The 20,589-nt window shown below is 68.1% G+C and carries 21 protein-coding genes and 5 pseudogenes; 12 read left to right on the top strand and 14 right to left on the bottom strand.

Annotation, left to right across the window (positions count from 1 at the left end):
• Positions 1-161 precede the first annotated feature (161 nt).
• From OG842_RS45580 to OG842_RS45575, 4 genes and pseudogenes are all read left to right on the top strand, one after another.
• Positions 162-512: pseudogene (locus tag OG842_RS45580) on the top strand (ATP-binding protein); the annotation flags it as partial.
• Positions 513-825: 313 nt separating this feature from the next.
• Complete coding sequence (locus OG842_RS43865; RefSeq protein WP_266738394.1) at positions 826-1,080, top strand: DUF3761 domain-containing protein; 255 nt, start codon at positions 826-828, stop codon at positions 1,078-1,080.
• A 36-nt stretch (positions 1,081-1,116) separates the two neighbouring features.
• Positions 1,117-1,563 (top strand): hypothetical protein, encoded by a 447-nt coding sequence (locus tag OG842_RS43860; protein WP_266738395.1) that lies wholly within the window; start codon positions 1,117-1,119, stop codon positions 1,561-1,563.
• Positions 1,564-1,576: 13 nt separating this feature from the next.
• Complete coding sequence (locus OG842_RS45575) at positions 1,577-2,173, top strand: DUF6924 domain-containing protein (protein WP_401879073.1); 597 nt, start codon at positions 1,577-1,579, stop codon at positions 2,171-2,173.
• A 374-nt stretch (positions 2,174-2,547) separates the two neighbouring features.
• Here OG842_RS45575 and OG842_RS43850 read toward each other — a convergent pair whose 3' ends face one another.
• On the bottom strand, positions 2,548-3,789 hold the full coding sequence (locus OG842_RS43850; RefSeq protein ID WP_266738397.1) for a hypothetical protein: 1,242 nt from the start codon (positions 3,787-3,789) through the stop codon (positions 2,548-2,550).
• 115 nt (positions 3,790-3,904) lie between these two features.
• Positions 3,905-4,111: a hypothetical protein gene (locus OG842_RS43845; protein ID WP_266738398.1), complete on the bottom strand. Its 207-nt coding sequence runs from the start codon at positions 4,109-4,111 to the stop codon at positions 3,905-3,907.
• A 683-nt stretch (positions 4,112-4,794) separates the two neighbouring features.
• On the opposite strand from OG842_RS43845, the gene OG842_RS43840 reads away from it, so the two are divergent.
• Positions 4,795-4,920: a hypothetical protein gene (locus OG842_RS43840; RefSeq protein WP_266738399.1), complete on the top strand. Its 126-nt coding sequence runs from the start codon at positions 4,795-4,797 to the stop codon at positions 4,918-4,920.
• Entirely contained in the window at positions 4,917-5,534 is a 618-nt protein-coding gene (locus OG842_RS43835; RefSeq protein ID WP_266738401.1) for a hypothetical protein, read from the top strand. Before OG842_RS43840 ends, OG842_RS43835 begins: the two co-directional genes overlap by 4 nt.
• Here the strand turns inward: OG842_RS43835 and OG842_RS45570 are convergent, their stop codons facing one another.
• The 4 genes and pseudogenes from OG842_RS45570 to OG842_RS43815 form a co-directional block, all read right to left on the bottom strand.
• Positions 5,535-5,933, bottom strand: coding sequence for a transposase (locus OG842_RS45570; RefSeq protein WP_401879051.1), 399 nt, complete (start codon positions 5,931-5,933; stop codon positions 5,535-5,537). It abuts the gene before it with no gap.
• 777 nt (positions 5,934-6,710) lie between these two features.
• A pseudogene (locus tag OG842_RS43825) lies at positions 6,711-6,830 on the bottom strand (group II intron maturase-specific domain-containing protein); the annotation flags it as partial.
• Between the two features lie 121 nt (positions 6,831-6,951).
• Entirely contained in the window at positions 6,952-7,797 is an 846-nt protein-coding gene (locus OG842_RS43820) for an IS3 family transposase (protein WP_266738365.1), read from the bottom strand.
• Positions 7,794-8,123 (bottom strand): transposase, encoded by a 330-nt coding sequence (locus OG842_RS43815; protein ID WP_266693273.1) that lies wholly within the window; start codon positions 8,121-8,123, stop codon positions 7,794-7,796. The genes OG842_RS43820 and OG842_RS43815 overlap by 4 nt, the downstream gene beginning before the upstream one ends.
• 144 nt (positions 8,124-8,267) lie before the next feature.
• On the opposite strand from OG842_RS43815, the gene OG842_RS43810 reads away from it, so the two are divergent.
• Together OG842_RS43810 and OG842_RS43805 are read left to right on the top strand one after the other, a co-directional pair.
• The gene (locus OG842_RS43810) at positions 8,268-8,597 is read left to right on the top strand and encodes a NucA/NucB deoxyribonuclease domain-containing protein (protein ID WP_266738405.1); all 330 of its coding nucleotides are present in this window, start codon (positions 8,268-8,270) and stop codon (positions 8,595-8,597) included.
• A gap of 83 nt (positions 8,598-8,680) precedes the next feature.
• The gene (locus OG842_RS43805; protein WP_266738407.1) at positions 8,681-9,550 is read left to right on the top strand and encodes a DUF6924 domain-containing protein; all 870 of its coding nucleotides are present in this window, start codon (positions 8,681-8,683) and stop codon (positions 9,548-9,550) included.
• Positions 9,551-9,604: 54 nt separating this feature from the next.
• Here OG842_RS43805 and OG842_RS43800 read toward each other — a convergent pair whose 3' ends face one another.
• From OG842_RS43800 to OG842_RS43790, 3 genes are all read right to left on the bottom strand, one after another.
• Positions 9,605-9,952 carry a response regulator transcription factor gene (locus OG842_RS43800; protein WP_328512780.1) on the bottom strand — a complete coding sequence of 116 codons (348 nt, stop codon included), beginning with the start codon at positions 9,950-9,952 and terminating at the stop codon, positions 9,605-9,607.
• A gap of 239 nt (positions 9,953-10,191) precedes the next feature.
• The gene (locus OG842_RS43795; RefSeq protein ID WP_266738409.1) at positions 10,192-11,376 is read right to left on the bottom strand and encodes an IS701 family transposase; all 1,185 of its coding nucleotides are present in this window, start codon (positions 11,374-11,376) and stop codon (positions 10,192-10,194) included.
• 187 nt (positions 11,377-11,563) lie between these two features.
• Positions 11,564-12,187, bottom strand: coding sequence for a hypothetical protein (locus OG842_RS43790; RefSeq protein ID WP_266738411.1), 624 nt, complete (start codon positions 12,185-12,187; stop codon positions 11,564-11,566).
• Positions 12,188-12,798: 611 nt separating this feature from the next.
• Between OG842_RS43790 and OG842_RS43785 the strand changes: the two genes are divergently transcribed.
• Positions 12,799-13,269 (top strand): hypothetical protein, encoded by a 471-nt coding sequence (locus OG842_RS43785; RefSeq protein ID WP_328512779.1) that lies wholly within the window; start codon positions 12,799-12,801, stop codon positions 13,267-13,269.
• A gap of 41 nt (positions 13,270-13,310) precedes the next feature.
• Here the strand turns inward: OG842_RS43785 and OG842_RS43780 are convergent, their stop codons facing one another.
• A complete protein-coding gene (locus OG842_RS43780) occupies positions 13,311-14,741 on the bottom strand; it encodes a NucA/NucB deoxyribonuclease domain-containing protein (protein ID WP_266738415.1) in 1,431 nt (476 codons plus the stop codon).
• Between the two features lie 208 nt (positions 14,742-14,949).
• On the opposite strand from OG842_RS43780, the pseudogene OG842_RS43775 reads away from it, so the two are divergent.
• A pseudogene (locus OG842_RS43775) lies at positions 14,950-15,408 on the top strand (TetR-like C-terminal domain-containing protein).
• An 818-nt stretch (positions 15,409-16,226) separates the two neighbouring features.
• On the top strand, positions 16,227-16,589 hold the full coding sequence (locus OG842_RS43770) for a hypothetical protein (protein ID WP_266738417.1): 363 nt from the start codon (positions 16,227-16,229) through the stop codon (positions 16,587-16,589).
• Between the two features lie 486 nt (positions 16,590-17,075).
• On the opposite strand, the gene OG842_RS43765 is transcribed toward OG842_RS43770, so the two are convergent.
• Positions 17,076-17,255: a hypothetical protein gene (locus tag OG842_RS43765; RefSeq protein ID WP_266738419.1), complete on the bottom strand. Its 180-nt coding sequence runs from the start codon at positions 17,253-17,255 to the stop codon at positions 17,076-17,078.
• Positions 17,256-17,295: 40 nt separating this feature from the next.
• Positions 17,296-17,460: pseudogene (locus OG842_RS43760) on the bottom strand (ATP dependent DNA ligase); the annotation flags it as partial.
• Between the two features lie 237 nt (positions 17,461-17,697).
• On the opposite strand from OG842_RS43760, the gene OG842_RS43755 reads away from it, so the two are divergent.
• Positions 17,698-18,387 carry an HNH endonuclease family protein gene (locus OG842_RS43755; RefSeq protein WP_266738420.1) on the top strand — a complete coding sequence of 230 codons (690 nt, stop codon included), beginning with the start codon at positions 17,698-17,700 and terminating at the stop codon, positions 18,385-18,387.
• 829 nt (positions 18,388-19,216) lie between these two features.
• Here the strand turns inward: OG842_RS43755 and OG842_RS43750 are convergent.
• Both OG842_RS43750 and OG842_RS43745 read right to left on the bottom strand, forming a co-directional pair.
• Positions 19,217-19,432 (bottom strand): annotated as a pseudogene (locus tag OG842_RS43750) (transposase family protein); the annotation flags it as partial.
• 576 nt (positions 19,433-20,008) lie between these two features.
• Positions 20,009-20,404 carry a peptidase inhibitor family I36 protein gene (locus tag OG842_RS43745; protein ID WP_328512778.1) on the bottom strand — a complete coding sequence of 132 codons (396 nt, stop codon included), beginning with the start codon at positions 20,402-20,404 and terminating at the stop codon, positions 20,009-20,011.
• Positions 20,405-20,589 lie beyond the last annotated feature (185 nt).

Raw genomic sequence — 20,589 nt, 5'->3', positions numbered from 1 at the left:
AGGCGGGGCAGCCGGTCCGGCTGGAGCTGTGGTGCGAGACAGCCGGCATGGTGCCGCAACTCGCACGGCTCGGCTCCGGCTTCGGAATCGCCTGCTTCTCCGGCGGAGGGTTCGACGGCCTCGTCGGCAAACACAACGCGGCGCAGCGTGCGGTGGCCGGGGGCACCGGCAAGTCCCACCTGCTGATCGGGGTCGGTACCGCGATCGCGGAGGCCGGACTGACCGTCCGTTACATCACCACCCAGGCCCTGGTGAACGAGCTCGCCGAAGCCGAGGCGGCCAGGCGGCTGTCCTCGCTCATGGCCCGCTACACCAAGGTCGACCTGCTCTGCCTGGACGAGTTCGGCTACGCGAACCTGGACTAGAAGGGCGCCAAGCTGCTGTTCCAGATTTTCACCGACCGCGAGGAACGCAAGGCCACCGCGGTCGCCACGAACTCCCCGTTCGCCGAGTGGGACAAGAGCTTTGGCGACCGCCGGCTCTGCGCGGCCATCGCCGACCGCATCACGTTCCGCCGTGAAGGCCACCTACCAGCTCACCGCCAACCCGGCCGAGACCGCTGCCCTGTCCGAGATGCTCGACACCTGCGGCACCTGACCCCGGACAGGTCATCCGGGCGGCTGTGAGCCGGAATCGTGAATCGTTCCGGGGAACCGCCCGAGTACTCCGGACAAAATCTTGTCCGGGTCCGACCCGCCGTGGGGGAAGAGAGCAGGACACCCTGCCCCAGCCGTCTTCCCTCGCAGCGCCCCGCCACCCAGACCCGAACCCCGTGCAGTAGCACAGGGCTCGCCCCAGGAAGGGCACCGCATCGTGACCCGCACCATGACAGCCCCCGTCCGCCGCGGACTCGTCCGAGCCACCTTTACCGCGTTCGCCGTCGCCGCTGCACTTTTCGTTCCGGCCTTCCAGGCCGAGGCGACGGCCGCGTGCGCGCCCCACACGACCGGGGTGTGCAGGGCAGGCAGCGCGCACCCGGCGGGCGTTACCGCCGAATGCAAGGACGGGACCGCCAGCTCCTCGAAGACGTTTCGCGGCACCTGCAGCCACCACGGCGGTGTCCGCTACTGGTACAAGTAGGCAATTCTCATCAGGCAAGCTCGTGAGGAGCAACGCATGACATCCACGCTCTGCCGGCGAGTGGTGCCCGTCCTTCTCCTCCTCCAGGTCACCTACCTCGCCCTGATGACCGCAGCGTTCACCGTTCTCCCGCCAAACACGGCGGAACTCGACCACACCGACGCCCCGGCCGTAGACGCGATGCTCTCCGTCGCCGTCACGCTAGGAGTCGTGGTCGCGCTGGCGGGTGCGGCGGCGCTGCTGGGGCTGGAGAAGGCACGCACCCGCAGCCCGCGGGCCCTGCGCGTCGCCTGGCTGACGGTCGTCGGGCTGGGACAGGTCGCCATCGCCGCGAAGGCGCTGGTCACCGTCCTCGGCCAGAATCCCGGCCCGGACACCGTGATCGGCTCGGGCATGGTGGCGGTCGCCCTGTGCGTCGCCGCGGCCTGCGCGGTCGAGGTGCGTAGTGCGTTCCACGTGACGGGACGCAACGCGCACGCCTGAGGCTGCCGGCGCCCTGTGCGACAGCGGATACGAACCACTGCGTAAAGAGAACCTCGCCACCGCGGGAGCCGGCCCTTACCTGATCCGCGTCCATGCCAGTGACCGGTCCTCGGACGGCAAGAAGCCCCGCTTCCTCATCCAGGTCATCCCCGGCGAGCGTACGGGGGCCGAGACCGGGCCGTCCTCCTCCACGATCGAGGAGTCCGCCGGTCCGCTCCTGGTACGGACGTCCTTCGAGCGGCGAGACGAATGGGCACACTTGCTCCAGTGCCTCGAAGCAGGCTCGGAGCACTACGATTCGATCACCGTCATTGACAACCCGGCCTACACGGGCTTCACGGCGGAGCAGATCCAGGCACGGATCGGGCGAGATGACGAGGACTGGCCCAACAGTACTGTCGTCCTCATCGCCGACGAGCGGACGCTGGCCTCAGCGGACTTCCCGTTGCTGGCCGTGAACAACCTCACCGACGAGAACGACGATCCTTTCAGGATCACCCTCGCAGCGGCCGGATCCTTCGTCGTCAACCTGGAACTGGCGAACACGGGCTTTGGCGATTGGGGCCGTGGCGTAGATGCCGACGGCGTCTACCGGGAAGAGCACTACTGACAGTGCCGACCCGGTGGTGTCCGTACCCGTTCCGCACGGGCACGGACACCCCCATCAGGCAGCCGCCGTCTCCGAGAACCCCGGTGGGACACCGGTCTCGTGGTCCTCGCACCGCGGATCGGAACACAGCTGCTCGTGGGCGAGCACAGCCAGCACCGCAACCTGAAGCCGCGTCTGCTGTTCGTACCTACCGGCGCGACGTCCACGCGTGCGCCCGCGCAGCTGGCGGACCTCCTTGGCCACGACCGGCAGAGCCACCAGGTGCAGCGGGCCCTGTGGTCGTACGAGATCCGCACCATCCGCGATCCGCAAGGTCCGGCCGCCGCGTCATCCGACGCAGTACCCCCGTCCGGTGGGCCCCGTTTCGGCGGGCGTCAGACGAGGATGGGGTCGTCGAGTCGGTCCGGGCCGTACAGGACGACTCGGGCGTCAACCGTGAGCGCGTCACGGATCGTGGCGGAGACGCCGTCGGCCCGGTCCGGCCAGACCAGCGGGTCGAAACGGAGCTCTACGTGCACCTCGGGTCCGGAGCCGTTGTCGACGAGTCTGAAGCGGGGGTTGCCCGCCTCGTAGTGGTGTCGGTCGGTGTCGGGGTACAGGTGGTCGAAGGCGACCGCGACCTGGGGCAGGTCGGCCAGGACGGACACGCAGTCGGCGGGGGTGAGGTATCCCCCGTTCTCGTCGGCCGTCACGCAGTGCGCTTCCCGGCCCAGGGGGAGGAAGCCGGGTTCGCCCCACTGCGGGCAGGGGTGGGGGGCGAGTTGGACCATGTCCCCCGGCCGGTAGCGGATCCGGGGTTCGAACTCCACGTACGGGTGCAGGGCCGTCACCAGCAGGCTGCCACGCCCGCCGAGCGGGACGTACCGGTCGGGATCGGTAGGGTCGACGACCTCCGCGACGCAGGAGGGCGGGAAGTGGTGGTGCGCGCAGGTGCGGCACTTGCGCGCGTTGCACATGCGGAGCTCCGAGAAGCCGTAGACGTTCTCGACGTCCGCTCCCCACCACGTCCGCAGCCGGGTCTCCCAGGCGGGAGAGAGGAAGTCGCGTCCGATCTCGACGGTCTCGATGCCGAAGCCGGAGAGGTCGCCGAAGCGTCGCAGCATGTGCAGGGTCAGAATCTTGATGTGCCGTGTCGTGCCCACCAGGACGCGTATGCGCGTGCCGTCGGCGGCGCCGTGGGCGATGAGGTCGGCCGCCATGTCGGCGTAGCGCATCGACAGCAGCGGGACGAAGTCGCCCTCCTCCGCGAGGTCGAGCCCGACCACGGCACCGTGGCTGACGCCCGCCAGGTGCAGTCGGCGACGGCCGTCGTCCCTTCGGCTCGCTCTCAGGGCCGCCCGCTCCGTCTCGGTCGAGCAGAACGCCTTGGGGACACCGGACGTACCGTTCGTGAATCCGGTGACGACGCTGCCGGGAGAGGTAGTGCGCAACCGCGCGCGGTTCGACGCCCAACTGTGCGGGTCGAGCCGGGGCAGCGCGCGCAGAAGGGCCGGAGCGTCGGCGGGGCCGATCTCCCCGGCTGAGATCAGTCCGCGGTAGAAGGGGCTGTGCTCCCGGACGTGGGTCAGTGTCCGGGCCAGGCCGATCAGGCGCTGCTCGGTGAGGGTGGGCTGCACGGGATCGTCTCCTGGGAGATGGGTGGTCGGATGCGGGCCGTACACGCTCCGTCGGGGCGATGTACGGCCCGCTGTGCCGGGGGCTCACCGTCCACGGCGCACCGCCGTGGACGGGTCAGCGGCAGGTGGGCGTGACGAACAGTTCGCCCGCCTGCTGCGGGGCGACCTCGGCCGGGTACACGGCGACGGCACGGCAGAGCGCCTCCGTCGTCGTCTCGGGTGCCGGGGTGACGGCCACGGCGGTGGCGACGGCCAACCCAGCGCCGAGTGCGAGCAGGGCGGCGGCGCGCTTGGCCGGGATCTCGGACAGACCGTTGAGCATCGGTGGACTCCTGTGCTGATCGTTGGGGTTCAGGCGTATCGGCCGGACGATCTGCGGGCCCATCGGGATCTGGTCGGCACCGGAACGAGTCGATCGTTCGCCGGGCACGGCACAGGTGGGTGCGAAACCGTTCGTGCCGAACCGGTCGGCTGTACCGCTACTCCTTGTCGAATGAGGCGAGGCAACGAAGTCGGACGCTCGTAGCCTCCGCAGGGCGGCCGTCGACGGCACACAATCTGCCCTGCGCTCCGGAGTGACCGGCATGATCGTCAGGGCAGACCCGCGGGCAGCATCCGGTGCCGTCCGGGGCCGGATTCCCTGCCCTCTTGGCCAGGGAGGCGTGCTCCGGTCATGGCAGGGCGCCGCGCTGAGGTTTCTCCTGCTTCACGGGGAGCTGTAGGCGACGCCCTGCATAGTCGTGAACAGCCACGGGAACCACGCGGAGCGTACGAAGCCCGGGTCGGCGTACCGGCCGCCGCCCCGGCGCCCTTCCGACACACCGGTCTCCGCTGCCCGCCCCCCCGGCCGCGCAACGAGCCCGCCGGTCCGGTGAAGACCCGCGAGACCGTCTCCGCAGGCTTCCGGCACGCGCTCGCCCTGCACCACGCACCGACGAGGTCTACGAGCAGCTCCAGGCGCTCGCGGCCGACAGCCGCGTCCCGGCCGAGGAGTACGCGGCGCGGATGCTCACCGACGACGTGACCCGCGCCCGGTTCCTTGCCGGCGCCGAGCAGTTCGTCACCGAGCACGCCCTCGGCTTCGCCGAGCACTTCGGCCCCCACCCCGCCGCCGGGGACCAGGCCGCGTGAACCTGACCGTGGACCTGGTCTGGCTCCTGCAGATCGCCCAGGAGAGGCTGCCCGGCGATCCTGACGTCGTCGACTTCGGCGCCCTGGAGGCAGCCCGCGCCCGCCACTGCGCCGTCGTCATGGGCACCACCGTGGCGTTCGAGCTCGCGGACGCCACAACCGGGCACGCCCGAAGCGCGACCGCCGCCGACAACGCCCTGGTCGCCATCGGCACCCTGACCGCCGCGCTCGCCGAGGTCGACCCCGAGGTCCGCGAGGCGCTGGCCGCGATCACGGTCCCGCGCCGCCTGCGCCTCGCCCGGGTCGAGCGCGGGCGCCCGGAACTCGGCCTTCGCTCGGACAACCTCGACGACGGCCTCGATGTACCAGTCGGTGAGCTCGTGCGCTCCGTTCGGCCGGCTTCGGCGGAAGCGCCAGTCGGTGAAGACCTGCTCGGCGTCGGCCTCGACGACGTCCCGCAGGTCTTCGTCGCCGTCCGGGATGTCCAGGCCGAGTGCGCCCTCGTTCCCGTTTGCGTAAGCAGCCCTTCGGCCACATGGCTTTGTTCACGAGTTGCGGTTCTGGTCCACTTTCCGGGCTCTGTCGCTATTTTGGGGGTGGCGGCGGCTGGTTGATCACGGTGAGAGCAGGATGCGGCGTCGTAGGAGATCGAAGTTGGCTCGGCCGTACATCTGTCTCTTCAGCAGCTTGATCCTGGTGACGTTTCCTTCGACTGCTCCCGATGTGTAGGTGGTGGTGAGGGCAGCCTGGACAGCTGCGTGGTCGCGTCGTATGCCGTTGGCCAGGGTGCGGAGTTCGTGTTGGCCGTCGAGGCGGACGTCGGCGATCCAGACATCGAGGGCCAGGTGTTCGCTGCGTCGTTCGCGCACCATGAGTGCCAGACGGCGAGCGTATGTGGTGGTCGTGGCCAGCGCAGGACTGTGCTCGCACAGTTCGGTGAGGCATTTGCGCTCGGTGTCCGTGAGGTGCTCGGGGCGTCTCATGATCCAGCCGGTGACCCGACGGACGGTCATGTGAGGCAAGGGGGCGGTTTGTGGGATCGTTCCGTGGCGGTAAGGCTTCAAGTGCCGGCGGACGGTGTTGACGTCGCCGCGATAGCCGAGCTGCTGGATCTCCCGGGCAAGAGCGGAGGCGTTGGTGCAGCCCTCCATCCAGCGGTGGTGCAAGTAGAGGCGGTAATCGTCGATCAGCGTGGGGCGGTGGGTGGCGGCAAAGAGGAGTTCCGTGACGTCGGCGGCCCGTGCGAAGCGGTCGACCGTGCCGCGGCTGAGGTGGAGATCGCGTGCGATGGCACGGAGGCTGTCGCCGCGTTCGATGCGTTCGTGGACCTGTTGGTGGCGTTCACGAGTGCGGGCGACCAGAGGCCGCGGCCGTCCATGGATGTCCAGCTCCGCGCGGCCTGGGTTCTCCTGAGTCTGGCCGTCTTCGGTCCGGTCGTCGTAGGACGTGAGGCGTTCTCGCAGTACGGCGCGGTGCCGGCCCACGACGCGTTCGACTGCTTCGGCCAGATTGTCGGGTCGGGCCCGGGCGCGGTTCCTGGATCGCTCCAGGACCGTTTCCCGGACCCGCCCGCCGAACCCGGCGTGCGACTTTCACCGCACCGGGCTCTCCACGAGATCATGCCGTTAGGATCGGCTCGGTCAGAGTTCCGGCCAGGGTGTTGGGATGCTGTTGCCTCGGTAGCGGTAGCGGGTGACCGGCACCGTGGCGAGGTTGAACAGTTCGATCCCGTCCAAGCGGATCGCTCCCCATCCTTGCGGAGTGTGGAGCCATCGCCGGATGGCCTTCCACGTCATGCGGTTGCGGTGCATCACCCAGTGCACGACCCTCCACCAGACGAAGGTGGCAAGGCGCGACAGGGTGTGCTTGGCGACCGCGTGCTTGAAGTAGTTGGCCCAGCCACGCTGGATCTGGTTGATCCTGATCAGCGCGCTGTTGTCAATCCCCTCGTTCTGTGGAGATCTTCTATGCGGCCAGCCCCAAGGCGGAGTTGGCTCGGTGGTCGTGTTCGTAGTCGATCGGGCTGTGGTATCAGCACACGCTGTGTAGTCGGTGGGTGTTGTAGAAGCCGGTGATCCAGGCGGCGATCCTCAGCCGGGCCTCGGCCCGGGTAGCGAAGGTGTGCCGGTAGACGTACTCAACCTTGAGCACGCTGTTGAACGCCTCGCTGACGGCGTTGTCGAAACATGACCCGACCCGGCCCATGGACTGCGTCACGCCCAGGCGCCGGCAGGCGCGCTTGAACCGCCGGGACACATATTCGCTGCCGCGATCCGAGTGGAAGAGCACGCCCTTCACGTCGCCACCGCGGGTGGCGGCAGCCATGTTCATGGACGCGACGACGAGCTCGGCGTCGTGTCGTTCGCCCATCGCATAGCCGAGCAGGCGCCGCGAGAACAGATCGATCACGGTGGCCAGATACAGCTTGCCCTCACCGGTGACGATCTCCGTCATGTCGCCGGCCCACACCTGGTCGGGTGCGTCCGCGGTGAAGTCCCGGCGCACGAAGTCCGGAGCCGCGGCCCGTTTGCCGGGCCTGGTCAGCCCGCGGCGCCGACGGATCTTGCGTCCGGCCAGGCCGAGCTCGGCCATGATCTTGGCGACGGTGTTCACCGAGACGCGCCATCCTTCCCGCAGGAGCCTGATCCAGACCTTCGGTGAGCCATAGGTGCCGCCCGAGCCCTCGAAGATCTGCTTGATGGCCTCGGCCAGCTTCCCGCGCCGGACCTCGCGGGTTGTCATGGGCTTGCCGCGCCACTTGTAGAACCAGGACTCCGACACCCCAAGAACCCGGCAGGCCAGGCGGTGCGGGACGTGGTGCTCGGCCCTCTGGTTACCGATGAACGCGGCCAGTGCCGCGGGATCGGACTCGGTCATTTCACCCAGAGGGCCATGCATCGCTTGAAGACATCACGCTCCATCTCCAGCTCCCGGATGCGCTTGTTCTTCTCGCCCATCTCCCGCCGCAGCCGCTCCAGTTCCGCGCGCTCGCTCTCCCGCACCCGCCCGCCACTCTCCGCGGCCGCGGGCCGGTCGGACGATGCCGACCCGTTGCGGCGCCACCGCGAGACCCAGCTGTGCAGCGTGCCCGGATGGACACCGAGCTCCTCAGCGACCTGCGGGATCGGCTTCCCCGTCTCGATCACGATGCGTACAGCACCCTCACGGAACTCGGCGTCGTACGTCCGCTTGTCGGTTCCCATGAACCTCAACTTCCCCTGCAATCACGGACTCCACGCTACGAGGGGAGGGACACGTTCTGGGGTCCCAAGAAGCGCACCAAGAACCCTGGCTGCGTCTTCCCGTCCTACTCCCCGGTCTTCTCCCTCTCCCGCAGCGATGCGAAGGTGAAGCAGTCCGCCAACCACATCCTCGATGCCCAGCGCAAGATCACCGGTCACCCGGGCGCCGCCACCCCGCTGCACCGCATCACCGACGAGAAGACCATCAACGCCCACCGCAAGGCCATGTGCGCGAAGGTGCACAACCCCGACCCCACGAAGTACGACTGCGACGAGTACCCGTTCGCCGCGAGCAAGGAGGGCGGCAACCCGGCCCGCGGCAGCACCCGCATCATCTCCGCCGGTGACAACCGCAGCGCCGGAGCCCGCCTCGGCGGCTTCTACAAGGCCCAGCGCGTCCTCAACGGCGACGGCTACTACGTCAACATCAAGTAGAACGCGCAACGCGCCTGCCACAGGTCCCGTCTACCCTTCCAGGACGTAACCGGAAGGCACAGTAAGCACGATGGGGGTTCTCCATGCAGCGTTCCAACTGGCCGCTCCTCGACGGCCGCACCCGGCCGCTCAAGATGAAGGAATGGGGCGACCTGGCCATCATGGACCCCGACGCCGGCAAGCAGCCGCGCGGACGCGGGTTCCTGGCGGCCGAAAAGGACTGGCTGCACATTGACGCCGGAAACGCCCTGGAGAACCCCATCGTCACCCTCTACACCGGAGACGACCCGGGAACCGAAAGCGGCTGGGACGAGGTCGAAGAGATCACCGTGATCTCCACGACCGGCTTCCTCGCCCTGTGCGACAGCGGATACGAGCCACTACGCAAAGAGAATCTCGCCACCGCGGGAGCCGGCCCCTACCTGATCCGCGTACATGCCAGTGACCGGTCGTCGGACGGCAAGAAGCCCCGCTTCCTCATCCAGATCATCCCCGGCGAACGTACGGGAGCCGAGCCCGAGCCGCCCTCCCCCACGATCGAGGAGTCCGCCGGCCCGCTCCTGGTGCGGACATCTTTCGAGCAACCAGACGAGTGGGCACGCCTGCTCCAGGCCCTCGAAGAAGCCTCGGAGCACTACAAGCCGATCACCGTCATCGACAACCCCGCCCACGCGGGCATCACGGCAAATCAGATCCAGGCACGGATCGGGCGAGATGACGAGGACTGGCCCAACAGCACGCTCGTCCTCATCGCCGACGAGCGAACCCTGACCTCCGCAGACTTCCCGCTGCTGGCCGTGAACAACCTCCCCGACGAAGACGACGATCCGTTCAGGATCACGCTCGCAGCCGCCGGATCCCTCCTCGTCAACCTGGAGCTGGCGAACACGAGCTTTGGTGACTGGGGCCGCAGTGTCGACGCCGACGGCGTCTACCGGGAAGAGCACTACTGACAGTACTGACACAGCGGTGTCCGTACCCGTTCCGCACGGGCACGGACACCCTCATCAGGCAGCCGCCGTCACCGAGAACCCCGGTGGGACACCAGTCTCACGGCACTCGCACCGCAGATCAGAGCACAGCTGCTCGTGGGCAAGCACAGCCAGCACCGCAACCTGAAGCCGCGTCTGCTGCTCCAGCTTCTCCACGATCCGCGCAATATGCGCCTTCACTGTGCGCTCCGTAATCCCCAGCTCCCGCGCAAGATGCCGGTTTCCTGCACCCGTGCCCACCAGAAGGAACACTTCCCGTTCGCGGTCCGTCAGCCTTCTGAGCTTCCATAGACCCCGTACCGGATCGGCGCCCATCCGGCGGTAGGCGCAGGCGTGACCGCCCGCAATGGACCGTTCAGTCATTCCGGTCCTTCCTGACCACCGCATTTCCCCCGGAAGACCCCCGTGGCTCCGGGTGCGGCGGCAACCATTTACAACCTAGTACTGCAACGGTGTTTGTCGTGACGGGTGGTCAGTCGGTGGGGCGTGGCCTCGTTGTTTGTAGTGGCTGGTTCGGGCTTGGTGTTGTCGTTTTCGGCGCCAGGTCGACCAGTGCAGGATGTGGTCGACGGGTGCGTGCCGTCGGTTGGTGAGGCGGTGGATCAGGCGTCTGATCTCGGCGAGGCTGAGGTGGATGAGCTGGGAGGATCCGTTTCTGCTTTCCCGGTGTCGAGCTGGCGGGCCCGCAGGACGGTGAGGCAGGCGTGGGCGGCCATGGCCAGGGTGATGTGGCGGTGCCAGCCGGGGTAGCGGCGGACCTGGTAGTCGTCCAGGCCGCACTCCTGCTTCGCGGTCTGGAAGCATTCCTCGATCGCCCAGCGGCTCCCGGCGATGTGGATCAGCTCGTCCAGGGTGGCGTCGGCCGGGCCGTAGGCGATGTAGTAGGAGAGCTCTTGGGGACGGGCAACGCTGCGACGGGCGATCACCCAATGCCGGCGGTCGGGCCGGTGCCAGGGGCGGACTTCGACGCGTGCCCAGTCATAGACGCGGGGCCCGTGGGAGCCCTGGCCGCACGAGCGGCGTTTCCATTTCTGCCGGGGCAGGGCGGGAAATAGATCGCTCACGGGGTGGTCGATGGCCCAGCGGGTGACGACCGTGTCGTGGCGGGTGGTGGCCATGACGTGGAAGACGTCCGCCTGTTCCAGCTCAGAGCGCCAGCCCTTGCTGTAGCCGTAGCCGGCATCTGCGGTCACCCAGCGGAACGGGATCTTGCCGGCGATCGCGCGGCGGACCATCACCTTGGCCATCGCCACCTTCGTCGCGAAGCCGACCTCGTCGTCAATGCCGGCCCGGCGGCACCGCTCTCGGTCGTCCGTCCAGGAGGCAGGCAGATACAGACGGCGGTCGATCAGCGTTCGTCCGAGCGGGGCCGCATAGGCGAGGAAGACACCGACCTGGCAGTTCTCCGTGCGGCCCGCGGTGCCGGAGTACTGCCGTTGCACCCCGGCCGAACCGGTGCCCTTCTTCAGGAAGCCGGTGTCGTCCACGATCAGCACCGCACCAGGATCGCCGAGATGCTCGACCACGTAGTCACGCACATCGTCCAGAACCTCGTCGGCGTCCCACTCGATCCGGTTCAACAGCCGGTGGATGCGGTCCGGACCTGCGTGGCCGGCTTCTTCGGCCAGCGTCCAGCCGTTCTTCCGCTGCAACGGGGCTACGAGTCCCCGCATATAGGCAAGAGCTGACTCACGAGGCTCCGATCTGCCGAATCGGTGAAGAAACCGCCCTTGCACCGCACCCAACTCACCGGCCCACGACCTGACCTCAGCAAGATCCCCACCCATGACAACACCAACGATCGACCTGCCTACCCGTCACAGCAAACACCGTTGCAGTACTAGTGCGCTTGGGTACTGCTCGAAAGCGCATTACGCCTATACCCGCACGTCCGCTACTCAGGGCCTGGTGAGTATCGTGCGGGTGCCGATGCGGCGTCAGACGGGGTTGTTCAACCGTTCCTGTCCCGGACCGCTAGGGCAGACCCACCAGTCCCCAACTGCGGCGGGCGGCCGCTGTGATCACGTCGCCCCATTCACGCAGAAGCGCGGTGAAGTCCTCGAAGGTGTCCGGGCGTCCTGCCCAGCCCTCACACTCGGTGGCGAACGGCTCGCGCAACACATCGAGGTGGGACGACGCTCGCTTCCAGGCGCGGGCCTTGCCGGCTACTGCCTCAGGCGGGCACACCAGGAGGACGCGTACAAGCCCGCGGTCGGTGGCCGGCGGGAAGAACCCTCCGCCGCCCGTCAGCGCAGGATCGTCGGCCGGGTCCGCATCCCAGATCAGACCGACGAGAAAGGCATCGATCGCCTCACGCACGGATGCGTCGACGAGGAGCCGTATGTCGTCCCATGCATCGCCCGCGCGGGCGTGCGGGCTATAGGAGCCGGTGGTGGTGGAAAAGTCGTACTCGGCGCACCATGCAGACTCCCGATCCGGGGGCCACAGCCAGCCGCCGGCCAGTCCGTACCGCTGGGGGTGCTCACCGTCGGTCTCTGGTGGCCAGGTCGTGTCATCCAGTGCGCGGACCCGGCTCTCGACAGGTATAGCGCTCAACTGCTCCCAGTCCGCCATGAGCAGAGTGATGTCCAGACCCATAGCGGCAGCATAGGCAGAACCGCGCGACAAGCTGAGGCGGTCAGTACTCCCGCCGCAGATCAGCGGCGTGCGGGGACCGGCCACGGCAGCGCGCCGCCGCTGCGCGCCCGAGGGGTTTGCGCCCGGGCATGTGACCGCACAGGGGGGAAGGGACCGCGGGGCGCCCGTGAGCGCCGTCGTGTCAGGGCACCCATGTCCGACCGTACGAGCTGCGGCGGTTCGCCGCTTGGTGAGCTGCTGCATATGTGTTCACCCGGGCCTCGGCTACGGTGATCCGGCGCATCGCGGGTTTTCCTGTGCTGAACGTGGTCTCGCCTGTTGGCTGCGGGGCTATGACCAGCGCACATGACTGGATGTCAGGTTCTGGTTTCCTGCTGCGATCATGAGGGCTCATCGGCCTCGACCAGCTGGAGACCTCACGTGTCCTCGCGCTGCCTCGCCCCCATAGCCCGGGCCCGGTATCCAGCAGTGACGGTCAGGTGCTGCAGGTCGTAGGCCGCAGCCTGTCTGCAGGCAGGCAGGCGCGGTCCTGCGTGAGGCGGAGATGGCAGCGCGGCCGTCGCCGCCGGATAGAGTTTCTGTGACGGTAGCGGGAGATACGGGAGTTCTCTGTGGCCGAGTTGGTGATGCGCGAAGAGATTCGGGTGTCTGTGGAGTTCCATGCGTTCGCCCTTCAGGAGGAGGACGACATGGAGGTCGCCGCTCCCTTCCCCGAAGAGCGGGCAGAGGCTCCAGGGGCGGTTTTCTTGACCGCCTACGACAAGCGTCTCGACTTCGAGAGCGCCGGGCACACCCACGAGGCAGTCCTGACGGCCGAGGTGTGGAGCAGCGAGCCGTCCGTGACCGGCGATGTCCGCTGGGAAGTCCAGGGCGAGGCAGAGATTTTTTCGACTACTGGGAACCTGTCGGTTGAGACGATGTCAGGGGTCGGCGAAGGCCGGGTGGAGCTCGGGCGCCCCGACACGCTGTGCAAGGTCCGCGCCTCCTGTTCGGGCCGGGCCGAGGTTGCCAGGCTTGCGGCGGTGGACGTGCCCGTCGGGGTGGAGCGGTACCTGGTGCAGTTCTGGCCGGCTGGCACCTGAGAACCTGTGGGCAGAGCACCGGGCTCTGCCCACAGGGCGCATCAGGAGATCGAGACGACGTAGGCGTCGACGTCGGCCCCGCTACTGAACCCGTCCAGAATGCGGTTCCGGTCCATGAAAATCTTCAGAATGCTCCCGCCGGCCCCGTTGTCAGCCTTGGGCAGAGGCCTGGCAGAGAAGTTGTCCTTCGGCTTCGCTTTGTCGTACTTGCTCTGAGCTGCGCCTTCGTAGGTGCTGGCGAAGGGATACTCGTCGCATTCCCGCGAGACTCCTGGAACGCTCGTGGCGTAGTTGGCCCCCCAGTACTTGACGCAGGTGGCGATGGCCGCGCGGCGATTGGCCTTCACGCGGTCGCCGTCGTTCTGGAGCCGGTGCAGCGTGTGCTTCAGGTCGAACCCCGGTACCGCCTTGCGGGTATTCACCGGCTTGGTGACGCCGGGCTTGGTGTGGGCGTCTTGCAGGTGCTGGGCCACTGCGCGCTCGGGAGCCCCGGTCTTGGAACTGTAAGGCAGGGTGGGCACGACCGGCAGGGCCGCGCCGCCTTTCTTCTTAGGGTTTCCGCCGCCGGTCTTGTTGAAGAGGTAGGAGGCGGTGTCCCAGCGGCCGGCGAGGAAACCGACGCTGACACGGCCGGTGTTGGGCGAGGCGTACGGGGAGGGGAAGGTGAGCTTCACAAAGGGCTCGTACGCCATCTGTACCAGGTCGTCCTTGCCGGTGCCCTGCCCGGGCTCGACCAGCATCGTGTGGACGTACTCGGGCTTGGCCTTCAGCGTGTCAAAGCTCTGCGTGGGCGGTACCTGCCCGCCGTACTTCCTCGCTGCTTGCTTCGGCCACGTCGTCACATCACCGTCGGTGTCGATCTTCAGGCCGCTCGTTCGCGTAGTGCCGGTCTTGGCGAAGTCCGTGAACAAGTACCGGATCTGAATCGTGCGGTCGTTTTTCTTCGGAACCGTGTCGATCACCCACAGCGTGAACGAGCTCTGCCCCACAGGCCGGCAACGCTGCATCCAGGTCTGTACGAACTGGGTCCCCGTGCACATCGCGTACCGGGACTTGACCGCGAAGAGCCGGCCGCCCTGAAGGCCCTTCTTGCAGTCGTCCTTCGTCATCGTCCGCGGCGGCTCCGGATAAGTGGCCGCGAACGGCATCCTGCCGGCCATCTCGTCCGAGAGGAACGACGACGCGGACGCCCTCGGCAGACCGGAACCGGCAGGGACGATGGCCTCACGCGGCAGCTTGCCCGCCGCCGTCTCCTGTACCGGCAGCCCGGCCTTCCATCCGCTGCCCAGAGCCTGCAGCGCACCGAGCGACGGAACCGGCATACCTGCGGGAAGCGTGGAGGAGATCACTTCAACGCTACTGTCAGAGTCGGCTGCTGCCGCAGATGGCAAGCCGGCCGAAATCATGGCCGCGGTCGCCAATGCGACCCAAGCACGTCCGCGCCATGCGCGGTAATCAAGCACCTTCGGCATGAACAACCCCCTTGAGGCGCGCCGGTATCGGAACCGACGCGAGGCCCCCACATCTATCGCAAATTCGCACCTGCGCACAGCGAATATCTTGGATCGCCCGAACAATTGACCGAATACATTCGAGCCAGGCGCAAACAGCCCTGTCGGAAAGCCCATCCTGCTCCAAAGTGAGAGAGAGGCGTGCCGAGAGGTGGAGGCGTGCCAGGCCATCTGGTGTGTTCAATCTGCAAACAACGATGAGGGAGCAGACGCTCGACCTGGTCGCGGAACGGGCTTCGGCGCCGTCGCCCTCGAAGGAGCCGCCGAGATGGCCGCGGCGCTGCGGGCCGTGGCCTCCGCCGCGGAAGGCCCGCGCGCCCGGGTCACCGCCCTCGCCCGTGCCTAACTCAACTTCCCCGAACGCAACCCGGCGGTCTACGACGCCATGTTCCAGCTCAACGGCGGCCTGGCGTTCGCGCACGAGGACACCCCCAGCACCTTTGAAGGATGCCTTCGCCGCCCTGCTGGAGAGCCTCGGAGAGGTCGCCGGGGGCGTCCCCCAACGCTGCTCACCGAGGTGTTCTGCCGCCTGCACAGGCTGGCGACCCTGACCCGGGCGGGACGGCTACCACCGGAGGAGACCGAATGGAGGACGGAACTGCTGGTAGACCAGCTCGCTCTGATCTGACGCACCGTCCCGGCGTGCACACGGCCGGGGTCCTCGTGCCCCGCTGCCTGCCTGCGGCATCGCCTGGTCACTCGCGCCCACGCGACGCAGCCGCAGCTCCCGTTCATTCGAGGACCGTGACTTTTGACTGCATGTCATGACGATGAAGACAAGGCACTGAAGCCAGCGGTTGCAGCCGGCCCGACGAGCGCAGGATCCGGCTCGTGCGTGGGCTCAGCGACCGGTAAGGCCTCGCCCATGGATCGATCCCGTCCCTTCATGGAGAGCGTGACGCATAGCCGATCCGGTCCGGATCCCCGGCCACAGGGGGCTGGCCCCGCTCCGCGGCCCTGTACCCGTTCGTCGGACACCGCCACGCGGACGGTCGGCTGCGCGGTGTGGGTGTCGCCCTGCCCTCCGACCTGGAGGCGGTTCACCGCCGGGCCCTGCTGGCCATCCTGCTGCGCGCCGGAGGCGGCCTGGGTGAAGCGAACGTCCCCGTGTCCGGACCCGTCCCCCTCACCTGCATCGGCGCGGGCGCCGCACAGACCGACTCCGTCCGTTCTGTGCGTCCGCAGTGCTGGACGCACCCCATGCGCGGGTGGACCATGGCGCTGCCTATGGTCCTGGACTTCTTCTCCAAGCGGAACGGCCGCGGAATCGAACTGGACAGTCCCGGCCCCGCCCTCGCCCTGCGTCTCCATCAAGGTCACCGCGGAGAACCTACAGGTGTCGCTGAGGCTCCGCCAAAGGCTAAAGAACAAGTTGAGTACCTCGCATCCGCGATGTGAGTACGCGGACGGCTGCAACTGGCCAGGCATCCGATGTTTGATCGGGGCATGAACACAACAGAGTCCCGGCCGACGCTCGCAACCAAGGAGATGCGCGCCACGGACCGCACTGGCTTCGGCGGCCGCAGCAGCCGCTTCTGGTCCTTCCTGTCCGCCGTTCTCTTCGTGCCCGCGGCACTGACGGTCGGTGTGCTGACCCTCTCCTCTGAGCGCGCGGGGCGCTGTCTGACGTACGGGGAGCGGTGCGGCCCGTCGCTGCCCGGCGGGCTGTTCGTGTGGGGCGTCGGCGTGGGCGGTGTGGCATGTGCCGTCGCGCTGGTCGCGCCTGCGGTACGGGTCCGTCGGATGGCGTTGATCGCGCAACTCCTGGCGGAGTGCCTGGCGCTGATCGTGATCCTCAGCTACGCATGACACGCGGGCTCACGGGCCGCGCACCCACGAGCCGTCGACGGAAAGCGCTTCAGTTGGCGGGACTCGCCAACTGAAGCGCTCAGAGCTCGACGATCTGCCGGCCACCGCCGCCCAGCACGGCCTGCACCTGGACGACCTCGACGTGGCGGACGTCGACCTGTCCGCCGCCTGCATCCGTCTGGCGCGCGCCAGCTCCTGAGCGCCTGTCAGTCGGGTCCCCCTTGGGTCTGGGGCGACTGAGTTCGCGGCGCAGCCGCCGGAGCATGGCGTCCCGCGCGTCCTGACCCTGCGCCGACCCGTTGAATCACCGAGGTCGACGACGGCTGCATCCGTCCGTACCCGGGCCGGGTTCGGGTTCGTCTCAGGCCGCCGAAAACCGGCAGTACCAGACGAGCAGGCCAGGCAGAATTCCAGGCATGGATCAAGCGTTAGCAGCCCTGCTCGGCGCCGTGGTCGGATCCGTCGGAACCACCGCAGCAGCGGCGCTCACCGGAATGTCTGCCCAGCGCCCACTCTCATGATGTCGCCGAGGACGTCCAACATCTCGGCCTTGGGCGCGACATCGGCGACCGAGGACTCGGCGGGGTCCTCGGCGCAGTCGCCGGCCATCAGCACGCACAGCTCGCCCTCGGCCACCCGTGCCAGCAGGCCGCCCAGTTGTCGCACGTGCTGATGTCCGCCATACCGCAGTAGTCCCGCCGGGGGTCCTGGCCGCGTAGCGGACCTCACCCACCAGGCGCGGCAGCACCCACCGTGCTCCGACCACATCCGGCACCTTCTCGAAGAGGCACTCGTCGATCGCTGCGACCCTGAGCAGTTCGACGAGTGTGATGCGTTCGGTGTCGCTCCATCCGGTGTCAGCGCTGCCCACCTACCGCCGGCCGCCTTCATATGCCTCTCCCACCGGCAGAGCGCCGGACGCCGACGACCGGACGTGCTGGACCTTGGTCCACGAGTGGAACCGGATCCCGGTGTGTGTGGTTCAGTCCGTCCCGACGCACTGTCGCAACACCCGACTGCGACTCCCGGTACGACTTCCCACCCGCGCGAGTGACACCCGCCGGGCAGCAACGATTCTTCGCCGTGCCGGGGCCGGAGCATGATCGGCATGACTCGCCATCTACGCCGAACCTTGGTCCTCACGGCTGTTTCGGCTCTCGCAGGGCTCGGGCTGACCGCCGCCCCGGCCACCGCCACCCCGGCCGGCCCCCACACCCCGGCCGGTCAGATCCCGTCCCTGCGTGAACTCCCCGAACCGCCGGACGCGGTCAAGGCCCGCGAACTCCTCACGGACCTCGTTGTGGCCGACGAGGAGGATGTCCCCGGGTACTCCCGGACGAAGTTCCCGCACTGGATCACCCAGTACGGCACCTGCGACACCCGCGAGGTCGTACTCCAGCGCGATGGCCAGGACGTGGTCCAAGACGACCAGTGCCGCTCCATCAGCGGCACCTGGTACTCCGAGTACGACGGGAAGACGGTCGCCTCCGCCTCCGGTATCGACATCGACCACGTCGTCCCGTTGAAGGAAGCCTGGCGGTCCGGGGCCTCGCAGTGGACGACGCCCGAGCGCCGGGCCTTCGCGAACGACCTGGTCCATTCACAGTTGATCGCGGTGTCGGCCAGCAGCAACCGGGCCAAGGGGGACAAGGACCCGGGGAACTGGAAGCCTCCGCTTCAGTCGTACTGGTGCACCTACAGCCGCGCCTGGATCAGCGTGAAAGCCAACTACCAGCTCACCGCCAACCCTGCCGAGGCCGCTGCCCTGTCCGAGATGCTCGACACCTGCGGCACCTGACCGGACATCCGGGCGGCTGCGAGCCGGAACCGTGAATCGTCCCGGGAAACCGCCCGAGCACCCCGGGCAACCTCGTCCCGGTCCGACCCGCCGCGGGGGAAGAGTGCAGGACATCCTGCCCCGGCCGTCTTCCCCCGCGGCGACCCCACCACCCAGACCGAACCCCGTGCTACGGCAAAGGGTTCGCCCCAGGAAGGCACCGCATCATGACCGGCACCATCACAGCACCTGACCGCCGCGGACTCATCCGCGCCACCTTCACCGCGGTCGCCCTCGCCGCAGCACTCCTCGCGCCGCTCGTCCGGGCAGAGGCGACGGCCGCGTGCGCGCCCCACACGACCGGTGTGTGCAGGGCCGGCAGCGCGCACCCGGCAGGAGTTACCGCCGAATGCAAGGACGGGACCTCCGCGGCACCTGCAGCCATCACGGCGGCGTACGCTACTGGTACAAGTAGGCAATTCCCATCAGCTTCACCGCCGCGGCACGCCAGGGCTGGGTGAGCACCGACTTCCTCTCCGCCAACCCGGATCTGCACCGTCACGATGCCTGCCGCCATCCGGCAGGCCTGCCCGTGTACGGCCGGGGTCGGCAGCGGGGTCTGCACGTCGAGCTCCAGAGCGCGGACGTGCCGGACGAAGGTGCTCTGTCTGGTGTCTGCCGCCCGTCCTGCCAGGGCGACGACCTCAATGCGGTAGTCGGCACGGGCGAACAGGTCCGCGCTGAGGGCGAAGTCGACGACGCTGCTGGTCGGTCTCGATGACGACGTCGCTGCGCCGCTCACGTATGTACGCCTCGGCCTGGCCTGACAAAAGATCCTCTGTCTCAGCCGCCGTACGTTTGCGAAGACGTGCTCAACACGGGCGCGGACCTGCTTGTGGGACTTGTTGTGAGCCTGCTTCCAGCCAGGCAGCTCCTCGCCCTTGCGGCGCCGATGAAACATCACGAGCCCGGTGTCCGGATAGCCGCCGTCGGCGATCGTCATGGTCTTGCCGACGGCGGCCTTCGCACCGGACTCCTCCCACGCCTTGCAGACGTTGCCCTGCCCTACCGCCTCGACCATCACTTACGGGACAGGTCTTAGCCCACGGCACTGGCCAACGCAGAGCGCAGTCGCCGCCAACAGATCAGCAGGCATCCGAGGGTGTCGACACGCCATCACCTCGCGGCCAACGGATTCGGCAGGGCCCACCGACCAGGCCAAAAGAAATGGCACCGGTCCACAAGGGCTGCGGCATACGCACCTCCAGCCCCCCTGGCGGCTAGATGGACGGGAAGCGGACCAGCGCGCCGGGAAGAAAGGCGCGCTGACCCCGCGCGGAGACAGGGGCGCGACCGGGCCACCTCCCGTACACCGATCCTCGTGCGAGGCGGGAGTGATCGCATCACAAAGACACCCACAGCGCCGCAGCCAGCCCGGCCACGCCGCCAGGGCGGCCTCCTCGGACATTTCTCCCGACTACTCAGGGCTGCGCCGCAGGCCCGGTTACGACGAAGTCCTCGCCGTTCCAGCGCACGACCAGCTCCCGCACTCCGTCCGGCCCGCTCCCGGCCGCCCGGAACAGCTCGACCCGGCCCACCAGGCTCCAGCCGCGCTCCGGCCAGAACGGGTGGGTGCTGATGTTCAGCCGCAGTCGTTGTTGTTGATCTTCAGGGATCGGGTCTGGTCGTTGAGGTTGTAGCTGCGCAGGTCGTGGATGGAGCCGCCGCTGCGGGTCACGCAGACCCAGCGGCCGCTGTAGTTCCGCTTCTCGTAGACGCGGGCGGTGCGGTCGGAGTTGTTGCGGACCGAGCTGCCGCGGTCCCGGATCGCGGACGGCAGGTCCTTCACGCCACCGTCCGCGGCACGTCGCACCCACGGCTGCCCGCCGAAGTTGATCTCCGGGTAGATGCACACGTAGCCGGGCGGGCACTCGATCTCGGCCCGGACCGTCCCGGTGCTGCCGGAAGCGGAGGCGGAGGCGGAGGCGGGAACGGTCAGAGAGGAGAGAGCCAGGACGGCGACTGCCGCAGCACGCATCAGGTTATTGATCACGACACCAGACATACAGGCTGCGCTGCGCAGGAAGAATGACTTGGCCTGCGGGTTCACTCCGGCGGAGGAGCCAGACGGCCTCTGCGTGCACAAGCAGGGCTCGGCACCGATGCGGTGGACCAGACCTACCCTCAGTCCGCCGCCCGTTCCGGTACGACTTCCCCTCACGC

Origin of the sequence: Streptomyces sp. NBC_00376 (assembly GCF_036077095.1) — a bacterium.
Taxonomy (GTDB): Bacteria; Actinomycetota; Actinomycetes; order Streptomycetales; family Streptomycetaceae; genus Streptomyces.
Note: the sequence above shows the minus strand (reverse complement) of the source record. Positions and strands in the feature narration are given on the sequence as shown.

Coding starts and splice junctions, on each gene's coding strand:
- OG842_RS43820 (WP_266738365.1), bottom strand. CDS start 7,797: ATGACCGAGTCCGATCCCGCGGCACTGGCCGCGTTCATCGGTAACCAG.
- OG842_RS43795 (WP_266738409.1), bottom strand. CDS start 11,376: ATGGGTGGGGATCTTGCTGAGGTCAGGTCGTGGGCCGGTGAGTTGGGT.
- OG842_RS43815 (WP_266693273.1), bottom strand. CDS start 8,123: ATGGGAACCGACAAGCGGACGTACGACGCCGAGTTCCGTGAGGGTGCT.
- OG842_RS43800 (WP_328512780.1), bottom strand. CDS start 9,952: ATGACTGAACGGTCCATTGCGGGCGGTCACGCCTGCGCCTACCGCCGG.
- OG842_RS43745 (WP_328512778.1), bottom strand. CDS start 20,404: ATGCGTGCTGCGGCAGTCGCCGTCCTGGCTCTCTCCTCTCTGACCGTT.
- OG842_RS43840 (WP_266738399.1), top strand. CDS start 4,795: ATGCTCACCGACGACGTGACCCGCGCCCGGTTCCTTGCCGGCGCCGAG.
- OG842_RS45570 (WP_401879051.1), bottom strand. CDS start 5,933: ATGACCGTCCGTCGGGTCACCGGCTGGATCATGAGACGCCCCGAGCAC.
- OG842_RS43860 (WP_266738395.1), top strand. CDS start 1,117: ATGACATCCACGCTCTGCCGGCGAGTGGTGCCCGTCCTTCTCCTCCTC.
- OG842_RS43790 (WP_266738411.1), bottom strand. CDS start 12,187: ATGGGTCTGGACATCACTCTGCTCATGGCGGACTGGGAGCAGTTGAGC.
- OG842_RS43780 (WP_266738415.1), bottom strand. CDS start 14,741: ATGCCGAAGGTGCTTGATTACCGCGCATGGCGCGGACGTGCTTGGGTC.
- OG842_RS43770 (WP_266738417.1), top strand. CDS start 16,227: ATGAACACAACAGAGTCCCGGCCGACGCTCGCAACCAAGGAGATGCGC.
- OG842_RS43755 (WP_266738420.1), top strand. CDS start 17,698: ATGACTCGCCATCTACGCCGAACCTTGGTCCTCACGGCTGTTTCGGCT.
- OG842_RS43845 (WP_266738398.1), bottom strand. CDS start 4,111: ATGCTCAACGGTCTGTCCGAGATCCCGGCCAAGCGCGCCGCCGCCCTG.
- OG842_RS43805 (WP_266738407.1), top strand. CDS start 8,681: ATGCAGCGTTCCAACTGGCCGCTCCTCGACGGCCGCACCCGGCCGCTC.
- OG842_RS43865 (WP_266738394.1), top strand. CDS start 826: ATGACAGCCCCCGTCCGCCGCGGACTCGTCCGAGCCACCTTTACCGCG.